This is a genomic window from Nocardia sp. NPDC057353, assembly GCF_042667085.1.
GTDB lineage: Bacteria > Actinomycetota > Actinomycetes > Mycobacteriales > Mycobacteriaceae > Nocardia.
This window is the reverse complement of sequence record NZ_JBHVAK010000043.1, coordinates 30,697-44,219: the sequence shown is the minus strand read 5'-3', so window position 1 is coordinate 44,219 and position 13,523 is coordinate 30,697. Positions and strand designations below refer to the sequence as shown.

The window sequence follows — 13,523 nt, the reverse complement described above, 5'->3', positions numbered from 1 at the left end:
GGAGACGAACCGTGCACGCACGCACCCGGATCGCGGCCCTGGCCGCGGTGCTCACGATGGCGCTCGGCCTCGCGGGCTGCGGGGCCGATACCGGCACCGCCGCGGATCCGTCCCGCTTCTACGACCAGCGGCTCACGTTCGGCCCCTGCGCCGGGTACGCCACGACGGCCGCGGACGAGCAGGCCATCACCGGCGACCCGGCGCTGCAGTGCGCCCGGCTCAAGGTCCCACTGGACTACGCCGACCCCGACGGCCGCACCCTGAGCATCGCGCTGCTCAAGGCGCCCGCGCGGGGCGAGCGCATCGGTTCACTGCTGCTCAACCCCGGCGGTCCGGGCGGGCCGGGCATGAGCATGGCCGCGGTCGCCGCGCAGACCCTCGCCCAGAGCCCCGTCACCGAGCGCTTCGACCTGATCGGCTTCGACCCGCGCGGGGTCGGCGCCTCCACCCCCGCGGTGGACTGCTTCACCGACGCCGAGATCGACGCCGGGCAGGCGATCACCTCGGTGCTGATCGGCCCGAAGCGGCTCACCGCCGACGACACCCGCCGCCTGGTCGAGCGCTGCGCCGCGGGCTCCGGCGGGGAGGACGTGCTGGCGCACCTCGGAACCAGGGACGCGGTGCGCGACATGGACGTCCTGCGCGCCGTGCTCGGCGACGAGAAGCTGAGCTTCCTGGGCCAGAGCTATGGCACCCGGCTCGGCGCGGTCTACGCCGAGACCTTCCCCGAGCGGGTGCGCGCCCTGGTGCTGGACGGCGCCGTCGACCCCCGGCTCGGCACCGACGAGCGCAGGCTCACCCAGTACGCCGGTTTCCAGCGCTCCTTCGACGTCATGGCCGCCGCCTGCGCCGCCACCCCGGACTGCCCGCTCGGCCCCGACCCGGCGCGGGCGACGGCGGTCTTCCAGAGCCTGACCCGGCCACTCATCGAGCAGCCGATCACCCTGGCCGACGGCAGGCCGATGACCTACGACGGTGCCATCGGCGGCGTGGTCGCCGGGCTCTACGACGCCAGGGTCTGGCCGGTGATCTGGAAGGGGCTCGCCGAACTCCGCACCGGCACCGGCACTACCCTCGCCGCCATCGGCGACGCCTTCGCAGGCCGGGGTGCCGATGGCCGCTACGGCAACTTCGGCGAAGCGATCCTCGCCATCAACTGCCTGGACGAGCAGCGGCACACCCCGGAGCAGGAGGTCGAGCTGAAGGGCAGGATCCAACAGATCGCCCCGTTCCTCGACCCCGGCGTCGGCCCCGAAGGCGCCCGCGACCCCTGCGAATCCTGGACCGCCGAACCCACCCTCGGCTACCCCTACGCCACCGGCATCGAGGGCCTCCCGCCCACCCTCACCATCTCGATCACCGGCGACCCCACCACCCCGTACGACGGCGGGGTGAGCCTGGCGCACGCGCTCGGCGGCGCGCTGCTCACCGTCGAGGGCGAGCAGCACACGGTCGCGCTCGGCGGCACCAGCCCCTGCGTGAACGACGCCGTGGCCCGCTACCTGATCGAGCTGGAGACCCCGGAGCCCGGCGCGCGCTGCACGCTGTGAGCGCAAGCCCGGCCCGCGCCGTTGGCCTGGCCGCCGTCACGCGGTGAAGGTGGGCAGGGTTTCCCAGCCGCGCACGGTGGAGGTGGGCGACAGCCGAGCGGAAGCCGAGTCCACCTCCCACTCCGGGAAGCGCTTCAGGATCTCCTCGAGCGCGATCCGCCCCTCCAACCGGGCCAGCGCGGAGCCGAGGCAGAAGTGCGTGCCGACGCTGAACGACAGGTGCCCCCGTGCGTCCCGGTCGATGTCGAAGACGTCGCCGTCCGGCGGGAACTGCCGCTCGTCCCGGTTGGCGGCGCCGATCAGCATCATCATGGCGCTGCCCGCGGGCACGGTCTGCCCGTGCAGCTCGACGTCGCGGGTGACGTAGCGCGCGACGTGCGGGGCGGGCGGCTGGAAGCGCAGCAGCTCCTCCACCGCCTTGGGGATGAGCTTGGGGTTCTCGACCAGCCTGCGGCGCTGGTCCGGGTGGTCGGCGAGGACCCGGCCCGCCCAGCCGATGAGCCGGGTGGTGGTCTCGTTGCCCGCCCCGGAGACGACGTTCACGTAGGTGAGCAGCTCGGCGCGGGTGAGCTTGCGCCACTCGCCGTTCTGGTCCTCGAACTCGACGTTGAGCAGCTCGGTCATGATGTCGTCGGAGGGGTTCTCCACCCGCCAGTCGATGTAGGCGGAGAAGATGTCGCCGGTGTCCATGCCCTCGGAGGCGGCCTTCATCGGCTTGCCCTCCTCGGTGCGCATCTGCTCGTTGGCGAAGTCCCGGATGGCCTCCTGGTCCTGCTCCGGGATGCCGAGCAGCAGGCCGATGGTGCGCATCGGCATCTGCGCGCCGATGTCGGCGATGAAGTCGAGCCTGCCGGTGCCGACGTGCGGCTCCAGGCTGTCCACGCAGTACTGCCGGATCTGCGCCTCCAGCGCCTGGATCTTGCGCGGGGTGAACATGCGGGAGAGCAGCCCGCGGTGGATGTCGTGGATCGGCGGATCCTCGAAGATCACCACGCCCGGCGGGATCTCGATATCGGCCTTGATCAGCTCGATGATCGCGCCCTTGGCCGAGCTGTAGGTGGCGTGGTCGATCAGTGCCGCGTTCACGTCCGCCCACCGGCTGATGGCGTAGAAATCGTGCTTCTCGTTGTAGTAGAGCGGCAGCTGGTCGCGCAGCCGCTTGAACATCGGGAAGGGGTCCGCGTTGAGCTCGACGTCGTACGGGTCGTAGTACACGTCGCTGGCCGCACTGGTGGTCACAGGGTTTCGCCTCTCTCGAGAACAGCGGACGCCAGTGTAACTTACCTTCTCCAAGGATGAGAAGGGCATTCTCTCGCGATCCGGAGAGAAACGAAAAGGCCCCGGCGAACCGGGGCCTCGGGACGGGGAGGGATCAGCGCGCGGCGATACCGTGCGCGCAGAACCGCCAGACCTCGTCGGCGGTGATCGGGTCGGGGTCGCCGTCGGTGTCGGACGGCTGCGCGATGAACATGACGGTCTGCATGGTCAGCGCGGCCAGCCTGCGCGGATTGCCGTCGGGCACCAGCGCGCCCGCCTCCTGCACCTCGGTGAGCAGGTCGGCGAAGAGCGTGAAGAGCGCGGTGTGCGCCGAGCGCACCGCGTTCGGGTGCGAGCCGATCAGCTGCGGCGCGAACTCGGTGAAGAGCGGGCGCCGCGCCTCCGGGTCCGGGCGGCAGAGCTGGAAGAGCAGCTCGACGGCGGTGCGCAGCTTCGCCACCGGGTCATCCGCGGTGCCGGTGGCGGCCCTGATCTGCGCGGCGGTGCGGCCGACCGCGTCCTCGTAGAGCGCGAGCAACAGCTCGTGCTTGCCGTCGAACTGCAGGTAGAAGCTGCGCAGCGACTGCCGGGAGCGGTCGACCACCTCCTGCACCGTGAAGTCGGTGCTGCCCTTCTCGGTGATGATGGCCTGCGCGGCGTCCAGGAACTTCTGCACCCGGTCGCCCGCCCGCTGCGTCGCGGTGCGCAGCGACCGCTCCACGGCGCGCTGCTTCCAGGCGGGCTGCTGCTCCTCACTGGTGTGCATCAGGGCATAGTACTCGGCGCGGCGGCGCATTGTACGGTGGCGCGCAGTGGCACACAACACGTGCGCGCCGGGCCGCTACCAGGCAACCGGGAGTGCGTAGACGCCGAAGGCGAGCCGGTCGTGTTTGAACTCGACCTCCTCGAACGGGATCGCCAACCGCAGCGTGGGAATCCGCCGCGCCAGCGTGCCGAAGACGATCTGCAGCTCGGCCCTGGCCAGCTGCTGCCCGACGCACTGGTGCGGCCCGAAGCCGAAGCCGACGTGCTGCAGCGCGGGCCGGGTGATGTCGAGCCGCTCCGGCTCCTCCCACGCCTTCTCGTCCCAGTTCGCCGGGGCCAGGTCGAAGATCAGCCCCTCGCCCGCGCGCACCGTGACACCGGCGATCTCGATGTCCGCCAGCGCCACCCGGCGCTGCCCGTTCTGGATGACGCTGAGGTAGCGCAGCAGCTCCTCGACCGCGCTCGCGACCAGCTTCGGGTCGTCGGTCGAGCGCAGCAGCTCCCACTGCTCCGGGTTGCGCAGCAGGGCGAGCACGCCGAGCGAGATCATGTTCGCACTCGTCTCGTGGCCCGCGATGAGCAGCCCGGTGCCGAGCTGGGCGGCCTCGCGCATATCGATCTCGCCGGCCCGCACCCGCTCGGCGATGTCGGAGAGCGCGTCCTCGGCAGGCTCCTCCAGCTTCTGCTTCACCAGCTCGACCAGGTAGCGGGCCAGGATGCTGCGCCCGGCCTCGGCCTGCTCCTTGGTGGCGAAGCGGTCGACGTTGGCGCTCGCGTGCTGCTGGAAGAACTCGTGGTCGGCATAGGGGACGCCGAGCATCTCGCTGATCATCAGCGTCGGCACCGGAAGGGCGAGCGCGGCGACCAGGTCGGCGGGCTGCGGCCCGGCCAGCATGGTGTCGATGTGCTCGTCGGTGACCTGCTGGATCACCTCGCGCAGCTGCTTGACCCGCTTGAAGGTGAACGGCTTGGTGAGCATCCTGCGGTAGAACTGGTGCTCCTCACCGTCGGTGGTGAAGAGCGACTTCGGCCTGGAGTCCTTGATCGCCTTCATGCCCTCGTTCCAGTACGGGAAGCCGGGCACCTTGTCGTTGACGCTGACCCGTGGGTCCGACATCAGCTCCTTGAACTCGGCGTGGCCGGTGACCAGCCACGGCGTGCTGCCGTCCCAGATCCGCACCCGGTTCAGCGGGCGGGCCCGGCCCATGCTCAGGGCCTGCTCCGGCGGCGCGAAGGGGCAGCCCGCGGAGCGCACCATCGGGTACTCGGGCACCTCCGCGGTCACACTGCTGGTGGCTGTTTCGGTCACGGTTCACTCCTGGAGGGTGGGGGGATCATTCCTCGACGTGGATCGCCATGGCGGGGCAGACCGCCGCCGCCTGGCGCACCTCGTCGGCGAGCTCTGCGGGCGGGTTCGGATCGAGCAGTTCGACGATGCCGTCGTCGTCGCGCTGGTCGAAGACCTCGTCCGCGTGCATCACGCAGTGCCCGGCCGCGACGCACTTGACCTGGTCGACAGTGACTTTCATGGGTTCTCTCTCTCCGGGGTCAGCGCGCGGCTGCCTTGTCGAACTGCTTGGCCAGTGGCTTGCCCGCGGTGGTGCCGCCGTCGATCGGCAGCACCGTCCCGGTGATGTAGCGGGCCCGGTCGCCTGCCAGGTAGACCGCCGCCTCCGCCACGTCCTCCGGGGTGCCGTCGCGCTGCAGCGGGCGGTCGTTGCGCATGGCCTCGCGGGCCAGCCGGGTGAACTTCTCCCGCGCCGCGTCGGACATGCCGCTGCCGGACGAGGAGAGCAGCGAGGTCGGGATATTGCCCGGCGCCAGGCAGTTCACCCGGATGTCGAACTGCGCCAGCTCGATCGCGGCGGAGTGGCTGTAGTGGATGACCGCGGCCTTGGAGGCGCGGTAGGTCTGCACGCCGCCGCCCGCCTGGATGCCGCCGATCGAGGAGACATTGATGATCGAGCCGCCGCCGTGCTCGGCCATGTGCCGCGCGGCGTGCCTGGTCCCGGCCATGACGCCGAGCAGGTTCACGCCGAGGACGCGGTGGAAGTCGGCGAGGTCGTCGTGCAGGATGCTCTTGTGCATCCGGCCGGAGATGCCCGCGTTGTTCACCATGATGTGCAGGCCGCCGAAATCGGTGGTCGCCCGCAGTATCAGCGCCTCGACCTGCTCCGGGTCGGAGACGTCTGCGGGCTGGAACACCGCGGCGGCGCCGAGCCCGGCGACGGATTCGGCCCCGCGCTCGGGGTCGAGGTCACCGACGACCACCCGCGCGCCCTCGGCCACGAACCGCGCCACCACGGCCCGTCCGATCCCCGCCGCTCCCCCGGTGACCACGGCGACCTTGCCCGTCAGATCGCTCATGACGCGTCCGTCCCGGACCGGCGCGGGATCGCGCTCCGCGCCTCCGTCGGAGCTGTTCCGCTCATGCCGATATCTCCTTTCGGGCAACTGGCTTCGCGCAGTCCGCGAGGAAGTCCAGGAGCAGGGCGTTCACTATTTCCGGCCGCTCGATCTGCGGGCAGTGACCTGCGCCGGGCACCACCGCGGCGCGCCCGTCCGGGATGAGCGCGGCGATCTCGGCGGCCCAGCCCGGCGGCAGCAGCTTGTCCTCGCCGCCCTCGACGACCAGCACCGGCACGCCGATCCGGTGGTAGGGCCGCTCGCTCGACGGCGCCGTGGGCGGCTCCAGCCCCGGGCGCCGGAAGCGAGCCGCCGCCAGCGCCTCCCAAGCCCCCGGCGCGATGCTGGACTCGTACCGGCGGCGCACATACCCCTCGTCGGCGGGCCAGGAGCCGCCGTGGAAGAGCGCCGTGACGATCCGGCGCATGCCGGGCAGCGAGCCGTCGTAGTCGTAGAGCGCGGCCGTGTGCTCGTTGCGCTGGATCTCCCCGCCGCCGCAGATCGCCACCAGGCTGCGCGCAGGCAGCTTCGGCCGCTCGGAGGTGGCGTCGACCAGCAGGTTGATCGCGCCCATGGAGTTGCCGACGAAGTGCGCCGACTCGATGCCGAGCAGCGCCAGGAAGCGCGCGATGTGCCGGATCCGCAGCCCGCGGCCGTCGGTGAAGTCGACCACCTTGGCCGACTCGCCGAAGCCGAGCATGTCCGGCGCCAGCACCCGGTACCGCCTGGCCAGCGCGTTCACGGTGAACTCCCACCCCAGTTCGGCGCCTGCGCCGAACTCGCCGCCGTGCAGCAGCACCACCGGCTCGCCCGCCCCCGCCTCCAGGTAGCTGGTGCGGGCGCCGTCCACCAGCAGCGTCCTGCGCTCGGCGATCATGCCCGGTGTCCCGCGAAGGCGAGCACCTGGGTGGCGAGCAGCTCGAGCTGGCCGCGCACGGTCTCGTCGACCAGTTCGCCGCTCGCGTCCCACACCGGCTCCGCCGAGTTGATGGCGACGCCGAGCGGGGTCGGCCAGGCCCGCAGCGCGTGCCCGATCACCCGCAGCTGCCCGATCGTGCCGACCGCGGCCTGCCAGCCGTAGGCGCAGCTGATGCAGCCCCACGGCTTGTTGTCCAGGTAGACGACGGAGTCGCCGCGCAGGTCCTCGATGTAGTCGAGTGCGTTCTTGACCAGTCCGGAGACGCCGCCGTGGTAGCCGGGCGAGCCGATCACCACCGCGTCGGCCCGGCGCAGCGCCGCCACCAGCGCGGCCGCCTCGGCGGTGCGCGCCTGGTCGTGCGGGCTGTACATGGGCAGGTCGATATCGGGGCCGGCGAAGAGCCGGGTCTCGCCGCCGTTGCGCTCGACCGCGGCCAGGCAGTGCCGCAGCGCGCGCTCGGTCGAGGACCCGGCGCGCAGCGTGCCGCCGATCCCGACCACGAAGGGGCGGCCGCCCGCGCGGTGCGGCTCGGTGGTCACCGGGGTGGTGCTCGCGGTCATGGCCGCTACCTCCTTCATCTACTTGATGGCGATGGGATTCAGCGGGGAGCCGACCGCGCCGACCACCCGCAGCGGCGGCGCGACCAGTTGGAACTCGTAGACGCCGTCGGCGGCGCAGTCCGCGGCGAGCGCGGTCAGGTCCCAGTACTCGCCGAGCATCAGCCCCATGTCGCGCAGGCACAGCATGTGCATGGGCAGGAAGGTGCCGTCGACGCCGGAGACCGGGTCCTCGACCATGAGGTTGTCCGCGGCGACCGCGGCGACCTCGCGCTCGTGCAGCCACTTGGCGCAGCGCCAGTCCAGCCCGGAGTAGGGCTCGGCGCCGTCGCCGACCTCTTCGAACCTGGCCCACCAGCCGGTGCGCACCAGCACGATGTCGCCGCTGCCGATCTCGACGCCCTGCCGCTTCGCGACCTCGTCCAGCTCGTCCGGGGTGATCGGCTCGCCGGGGGCGAGGAAGGTCTCCGCGCCGCGGTGTGCCACCAGGTCGAGCAGGACGCCGCGGCTGGTGATGCCCTTGCCGTCCACCTTGTCGATGCCGCAGTGGTAGGCGCCGAAGCTGGTCACCGAGGCGGCCGGGAAGCCGTTGTAGAGCGTGTCGTCGTAGTAGACGTGCGAGAGCGCGTCCCACTGGGTGGCGGCCTGCAGCGGCATGACGATCATGTCGTCGTTGAAGCGGAACGGGTTGTCCGCGAAGAAGCCCGCCACCTCGGCGCCGACGCTGTTGCGCAGCCACTTGGGGCCGTACTCGGTGAGCGCGGTGACGTCACCGCCGTCCACGGTCATGACGTGCACCGGGTTGTGCCGGAACTTGAAGGCGCCCTGCGGGCCGGAGGAGCCGAAGTCGACGCCGAGCGGGAACACCTTCCCGTGCCGCACCAGGCCCGCGGCCTGCGCCACCTTGTCCGGGGTGATGAAGTTGAGCGTGCCGAGTTCGTCGGCGGCGCCCCACCGGCCCCAGTTGCGGACCTCGTCGCCGAGTTTGCGGAAATCGGTCAAGCTTGCCACTGTCGTTGTCCTTCCGAGGTTTTCATGCCAGACGCCCTGCCACATTGCCGCCGTCCACCCAGATCACCTGGCCGGTCACGTAGCTCGCCGCCGCGCTGTTGAGGAACACCAGCACCGCCGCCTGTTCGCCCGGGTCGGAGACGCGGCCGTCGAGCGGTTTGGGGATGGTGTCGAGGTACTGGTCGCCGTAGGCGGTGCGCAGCTGGTCCAGGATCGGGGTCTCGGTGACGCCGGGCCCGGTGCAGTTGACGCGGATGCCGCGCGCGCCGAGCGGGGCGGCGGCGCGGGCGGTGTAGTGGATGATCGCCTCCTTCGAGAGGCGGTAGCCGCCGTCCGCCAGTGCCGCCGGATTGGCGGCGCACCAGGCTCTTCCGGCGTCGAAGCCGTCGGTGTCGAGCAGGCCGGTGGTCTGGTCGCGGTGGTCGAGCCAGTTCGCGGCGGCCAGGGAGGAGACGCTCGCGATGGTCGCGCCCGGTGCCAGCCGCGGGAGCATGGCCTCGGTGAGGTGGCGCAGGCCGAGGAAGTTGATGGTGACGACCCGCAGTGGGTCGCCGATGCCGGAGGAGACGCCCGCGACGTTGAACAGGGTGTCCACCGGGCCGAGCCGCGCGACCGCCGCATCGATCGACGCGGGGTCCGCCATGTCGACCCGGTGGAACCGGTGCAGCTCGCCGACCGGGTCGGCGCGGTCCAGCCCGATCACGGTGCCGCCCAGTTCGCGCACCTGCCGTGCGACCTCGGCGCCGATTCCCGAGGCGCAGCCGGTGACGACGGCGCGCCTGCCGTCGTAGCGCCAGAGTTCGGCGAGCGTCATCGGCCACCGCCTGCGAGGTGTTCGGCGGCGATGTAGCCGAAGGTCATGGCGGGGCCGATGGTGGCGCCCGCCCCCGCGTAGGAGCGGCCCATGACGGGGGCCGCGGTGTTGCCGGTGGCGTAGAGGCCGGGGACGACGGTTCCGTCGGGGCGCAGCACGCGGGCGTGCTCGTCGGTGCGCAGCCCGCCGGAGGTGCCGAGGTCGCCGAGGACCATGCGGAAGGCGTAGTACGGGGGTTCGCGGAGCGGCGCCAGGTTGGGGTTGGGGAGCGTGGGGTCGCCGTAGTAGTTGTCGTAGACGCTGTCGCCGCGGTCGAAGTCGTCGTCGTGGCCCGACTCCGCGAGCTCGTTGAAGCGCTCCGCGGTGGCGCGCAGCTGCTCCGGCGGTACGCCGATCTTCGCGGCCAACTCCTCGAACGAGTCCGCGGCGACCACGACGCCGGAGTCCAGCCACGCCTGCGGGATCTTCCGGCCGGTCGGCACCGGGGCGAACGGGATCCTCGGCAGCGGCAGGTGCCCGGCGACGACGTAGCGGTTCCACGAGCGGTGGTCGGTGATCAGCCAGCTCGGGATGTGGTCGACGCCGGTCCGCTGCCCGGCCAGCATGGCGTGGCCGAAGTCCATGTACGGCGCGGCCTCGTTGATGTACCGCCTGCCGTCGCCGTTCACGATGAACTGCGCGGGCATCATCCGCTCGTTGAGCAGGAACTGCATCCGCCCGTCCGGCCACTGGATGGACGGGAACCACCAGGACTCGTCCATGAGCTCGGTGGCCGCGCCGACCTTCTCGCCCGCGCGGATCCCGTCCCCGGTGGCGAGCGGGTTCCCGAAGCTCCAGTCCTCCTCGATGACCGGCTCCTCGCGCCTGCGCCACTCCATGTCGTGGTCGAAGCCGCCGGTGGCGAGGATGACGCCGCGGGCGGCGCGGATCCGCACCTGGACGCCGTCCCGCTCGACCACCGCGCCGGTGACCTCGCCGTCCGGCCCGGTGGTCAGCTCGGTCATGGGGGCGTTCAGCCAGAGCGGGATGTCGCGCTCGCGCAGCGCCAGCCGGAGCCGCGCCACCAGGGACTGCCCGATGGCAGCGATCCGGTCGCCGAAGACGTGCGCGCGGAACTTCCGCCAGAGCAGTTTGACCAGCACCGCCTTGCCGCGCCAGTTCTGCCGGACCTGGTAGAAGAGGCGCAGGTCCTTGGGGCCGAGCCAGATGCCCTTCGGTGCCAGCGCGAGCGGCTTGAGCAGCAACTCCTCGTCCGGGCCGAGTTCGCGCAGGTCGATGGGGGGCACGTTGATGGTGCTGCCCTGGTCGGAGCCGCCGTGCAGCTCCGGGTAGTAGTCGGCGTAGCCGGGTTTCCAGACGAACTCCAGCCAGCGGCTGCGGTTCTCCAGGAAGGCCATCATCTCCGGGGCCCGGTGCACGTAGGCGCGCAGCCGCTCGTCGGTGACCAGCCCCTCGGTGATGGTGCGCAGGTACTGGACCACGCTGTCCGGGTCGAGTTCGAAGCCGTCGCGGTGCTGGGCCGGGGCGTTCGGGACCCAGATGCCGCCGCCGGAGAGCGCGGTGGAGCCGCCGTAGTACGCGGCCTTCTCGACCACGAGGACGGTGAGCCCGGCGGCTTCGGCGGCGAGTGCGGCGGTGAGCCCGCCACCGCCGGATCCCACGACGAGAACATCGACGGTCTCCACTGGTTCGGTCATGCCGACCTCCCTTCGGGCAGCGCGGTGCGGACGGCGAAACCCGCGATGAGTTCGGGGGCGGCGCGGTAGTAGCGGTCGGCCACCCGGTAGGGGCCCTGGGTGGCGAGGGCGGCGAAGGCGGCCACCCAGGTGCGGACCTCGTGGGCCGAGTTGCCCGCCGTGCGGGTGATCTCGGCGTTGTCCCAGCCCGCGAAGGCGTCCAGCGCGCCGCGGTCGAGCACGTCCAGGAAGCTCGCGTCCCACTCGGGCGCGAGCGGGGCGGAGGGCCCCTCGCCCGCGGCGAATTCGCGGGCGGCGGCGATGACCCGCTCCTGGCGGGCGGCCCGCGCCTCGGGCGACATCGGCGCCCCGTGCACGATCCGCTCGCGCACCGGCCCGGTGGCGGTGGCGAGCGCGGGCACCGGCGGGTCGTGCGAGAGCCCGCCGGAGCCGACGATCAGCACCCGCTTCCCGAGCCCGGCGACGAAGCGCCCGGCCGCCGCCCCCAGCGCGGCGGCCCGGTGCAGCGGCCCGAGCGGCACCCCGACCGCGTTCACGAAGATCGGGATGACCGGCAGCGCGGTGGCCGAGCCGAGCAGCCTGCGCAGCGGCTGCACGGTGCCGTGGTCCACCTCCATGGCCACCGACACCGCGACATCGACCCCGTCGGCGAGCACCGCCTCGGCCAGCGACGTCGCCAGCTCGGCAGGTACGTCCAGCGGCCCGGCGTGGCTGCCGTAGTCGCCGACCCCGCTCGCCGCGGTCCCGACGCAGAACGCGGGCATGGTCCGGTAGAAGAACCCGTTGTAGTGGTCCGGCGAGAAGGTCAGCACCAGTTCGGGATCGAACTCCCGGACGAACCCGGCGGCCCGGTCCAGCGCCCCCTCGACGTCGTCGAGCAGCTCCCGCCCCGGGCCGGGCAGCTCGAGCAGCGGGCTATGCGAGACGCAGCACACGCCCAGCGGCATCGCGACCCCCCTCCGGCACGAGATCGAGCGCATCGGCCAGCGCAGCGCCGACCTCCGGCGCGTACTGCGCGGGCGAGGCCCCCGCGACGCAGCGGTCCGGGCGCAGGAAGAGCACCGAGTCCAGGTGCCCGTCGAACCAGCGCTTGAGCCCGCCGGTGCGGTCGCCGACGATCAGCACGTCCGGGTCGTCGTGGTCCGGCCAGTGCAGCTGGCAGGCGGGTCTAACCGCGACGAAGACCGCGCCGAGCGCCTTCCAGCGCGCGAACTCGCGCTCGCCGAGCACCTCCCGCGGCCGGTTGTTCCAGCACAGCACCGCGAACCACGGCCCGAGCACGTCGTCGAGCAGGACGTCGGCGCGCTCGCGGGTGTCGACCCGCGGCTGCACGAAGAGCGTCCCCACGGCGGATTTCGGCGAGCGCGACCAGGTGTGCACCACCGCCCCGGTGTCGTACCGCGGCATCGGCTTGAACCGCATGCCGAGCACGTACGACTTCACCGACGGGATGCGGGCGGCGGCCCGCACCAGCACGTCGCGGGCACCGGTGACCCGCTTGTTGGTCGGCGAGATCACCTTCCCGACCAGGGTGGAGAGGTCGATCATGGCGCGCGCGTGCTTGCGCCGCTCGGTGTCGTAGCTGTCCAGCAGCGCGTCGCCCGCCCTGCCGGTCGCCACCGCGGCGAGCTTCCACCCCAGGTTGGCGGCGTCCCTGATGCCGCTGTTGTACCCCTGGCCCTGCCACACCGGCATGAGGTGCGCGGCATCGCCCGCCAGCAGCAGCCGCCCGGCTCGGAAGCTGCCCGCGATCCGGGAGTGGTGCGTGTAGACCCGGCGCCGCAGCACCTCCAGCCGCTCCGGGTAGGGCACGAAGGGCGCCACCATCCGGTGGAAGAAGGCCGGGTCCTCGGCGAGCTCGTCCGGCTCGTCGTCGTGGATCATGAACTCGAAGCGCCGGATGCCGTGCGCGATGGAGACCGAGACATTGGGCCGGGCCGGGTCGGCGCCGACCTCGATATTGGGGTGTCCCAGCGGATCCGAGGCCAGGTCGACCACGAGCCAGCGGGTCGGCGAGGTGGTGCCCTCGAAGCTCACCCCCATCTGCTTGCGGGTGACGCTCCGCCCGCCGTCGCAGCCGACCACGTACCTCGCGGTGACCACGCTGCCGTCCCCGAGCGCGACCTCCACGTGCTCCCCGATGTCCACGCACCCGGTCATGGCGGTGTCCCACGAGACCTCGACCGACGGGAATCGGGAAAGCCCCGCCAACAGCTCGGCGTCGACCAGCGGCTGCACGAAGCCGTTCCGCTTGGGCCAGCCGAACGAGGTGTCGGTGGGCGCGATCTCGGCCAGCAGCCTGCGCCTGCCGTCGACGAACCGCATGATCTGGTTCGGATTGGTGTGCGGCAGCACCTGTTCCACCAGCCCGACGGACTGGAAGGTGCGCAGCGACTCGTCGTCCAGCCCGACCCCGCGCGGGTAGTCGATGAGCGTCGGCCGCTCCTCCACCACCCGGGTGCGCACGCCGTGCCCGCCCAGCACATTGGCCAGCGTGAGCCCGACCGGGCCTGCGCCGACCAGCAGCACGTCGTAATCGGTTGCCAC

13 protein-coding genes are annotated in these 13,523 nt (G+C 71.9%); 1 reads left to right on the top strand and 12 read right to left on the bottom strand.

The features are described from left to right. Positions 1 to 11: 11 nt before the first annotated feature. Entirely contained in the window at positions 12 to 1,550 is a 1,539-nt protein-coding gene (locus ACFUUZ_RS21600) for an alpha/beta hydrolase (RefSeq protein WP_378698892.1), read from the top strand. A gap of 36 nt (positions 1,551 to 1,586) precedes the next feature. On the opposite strand, the gene ACFUUZ_RS21595 is transcribed toward ACFUUZ_RS21600, so the two are convergent. From ACFUUZ_RS21595 to ACFUUZ_RS21540, 12 genes are all read right to left on the bottom strand, one after another. After that, positions 1,587 to 2,789, bottom strand: a complete 1,203-nt coding sequence (locus ACFUUZ_RS21595; RefSeq protein WP_378698890.1) for a cytochrome P450 — start codon at positions 2,787 to 2,789, stop codon at positions 1,587 to 1,589. A 133-nt stretch (positions 2,790 to 2,922) separates the two neighbouring features. Then, positions 2,923 to 3,573, bottom strand: coding sequence for a TetR/AcrR family transcriptional regulator (locus ACFUUZ_RS21590; RefSeq protein ID WP_378698888.1), 651 nt, complete (start codon positions 3,571 to 3,573; stop codon positions 2,923 to 2,925). 75 nt (positions 3,574 to 3,648) lie between these two features. Further along, positions 3,649 to 4,881 (bottom strand): cytochrome P450, encoded by a 1,233-nt coding sequence (locus ACFUUZ_RS21585; RefSeq protein ID WP_378698885.1) that lies wholly within the window; start codon positions 4,879 to 4,881, stop codon positions 3,649 to 3,651. Positions 4,882 to 4,906: 25 nt separating this feature from the next. Next, the gene (locus tag ACFUUZ_RS21580; protein WP_378698883.1) at positions 4,907 to 5,101 is read right to left on the bottom strand and encodes a ferredoxin; all 195 of its coding nucleotides are present in this window, start codon (positions 5,099 to 5,101) and stop codon (positions 4,907 to 4,909) included. 19 nt (positions 5,102 to 5,120) lie between these two features. After that, on the bottom strand, positions 5,121 to 5,939 hold the full coding sequence (locus tag ACFUUZ_RS21575) for an SDR family NAD(P)-dependent oxidoreductase (RefSeq protein WP_378698881.1): 819 nt from the start codon (positions 5,937 to 5,939) through the stop codon (positions 5,121 to 5,123). Between the two features lie 61 nt (positions 5,940 to 6,000). After that, a complete protein-coding gene (locus ACFUUZ_RS21570) occupies positions 6,001 to 6,855 on the bottom strand; it encodes an alpha/beta fold hydrolase (RefSeq protein ID WP_378698879.1) in 855 nt (284 codons plus the stop codon). Then, positions 6,852 to 7,457 carry an NADPH-dependent FMN reductase gene (locus ACFUUZ_RS21565; protein WP_378698877.1) on the bottom strand — a complete coding sequence of 202 codons (606 nt, stop codon included), beginning with the start codon at positions 7,455 to 7,457 and terminating at the stop codon, positions 6,852 to 6,854. The genes ACFUUZ_RS21570 and ACFUUZ_RS21565 overlap by 4 nt, the downstream gene beginning before the upstream one ends. A gap of 18 nt (positions 7,458 to 7,475) precedes the next feature. Further along, positions 7,476 to 8,465: a cyclase family protein gene (locus tag ACFUUZ_RS21560; protein ID WP_378698875.1), complete on the bottom strand. Its 990-nt coding sequence runs from the start codon at positions 8,463 to 8,465 to the stop codon at positions 7,476 to 7,478. 22 nt (positions 8,466 to 8,487) lie between these two features. Next, the gene (locus tag ACFUUZ_RS21555; RefSeq protein WP_378698873.1) at positions 8,488 to 9,279 is read right to left on the bottom strand and encodes a coniferyl-alcohol dehydrogenase; all 792 of its coding nucleotides are present in this window, start codon (positions 9,277 to 9,279) and stop codon (positions 8,488 to 8,490) included. Next, on the bottom strand, positions 9,276 to 10,976 hold the full coding sequence (locus ACFUUZ_RS21550; protein ID WP_378698871.1) for an FAD-binding protein: 1,701 nt from the start codon (positions 10,974 to 10,976) through the stop codon (positions 9,276 to 9,278). Before ACFUUZ_RS21550 ends, ACFUUZ_RS21555 begins: the two co-directional genes overlap by 4 nt. Continuing rightward, positions 10,973 to 11,923, bottom strand: coding sequence for a 3-carboxyethylcatechol 2,3-dioxygenase (locus ACFUUZ_RS21545; RefSeq protein WP_378698869.1), 951 nt, complete (start codon positions 11,921 to 11,923; stop codon positions 10,973 to 10,975). Before ACFUUZ_RS21545 ends, ACFUUZ_RS21550 begins: the two co-directional genes overlap by 4 nt. Continuing rightward, positions 11,892 to 13,523, bottom strand: coding sequence for a bifunctional 3-(3-hydroxy-phenyl)propionate/3-hydroxycinnamic acid hydroxylase (locus ACFUUZ_RS21540; RefSeq protein ID WP_378698867.1), 1,632 nt, complete (start codon positions 13,521 to 13,523; stop codon positions 11,892 to 11,894). Before ACFUUZ_RS21540 ends, ACFUUZ_RS21545 begins: the two co-directional genes overlap by 32 nt.

What these genes read in the sequence shown, in the direction of transcription:
- ACFUUZ_RS21580 (WP_378698883.1), bottom strand. Translation starts at nt 5,101, where the DNA reads ATGAAAGTCACTGTCGACCAGGTCAAGTGCGTCGCGGCCGGGCACTGC.
- ACFUUZ_RS21570 (WP_378698879.1), bottom strand. Translation starts at nt 6,855, where the DNA reads ATGATCGCCGAGCGCAGGACGCTGCTGGTGGACGGCGCCCGCACCAGC.
- ACFUUZ_RS21565 (WP_378698877.1), bottom strand. Translation starts at nt 7,457, where the DNA reads ATGACCGCGAGCACCACCCCGGTGACCACCGAGCCGCACCGCGCGGGC.
- ACFUUZ_RS21555 (WP_378698873.1), bottom strand. Translation starts at nt 9,279, where the DNA reads ATGACGCTCGCCGAACTCTGGCGCTACGACGGCAGGCGCGCCGTCGTC.
- ACFUUZ_RS21550 (WP_378698871.1), bottom strand. Translation starts at nt 10,976, where the DNA reads ATGACCGAACCAGTGGAGACCGTCGATGTTCTCGTCGTGGGATCCGGC.
- ACFUUZ_RS21545 (WP_378698869.1), bottom strand. Translation starts at nt 11,923, where the DNA reads ATGCCGCTGGGCGTGTGCTGCGTCTCGCATAGCCCGCTGCTCGAGCTG.
- ACFUUZ_RS21575 (WP_378698881.1), bottom strand. Translation starts at nt 5,939, where the DNA reads ATGAGCGATCTGACGGGCAAGGTCGCCGTGGTCACCGGGGGAGCGGCG.
- ACFUUZ_RS21590 (WP_378698888.1), bottom strand. Translation starts at nt 3,573, where the DNA reads ATGCACACCAGTGAGGAGCAGCAGCCCGCCTGGAAGCAGCGCGCCGTG.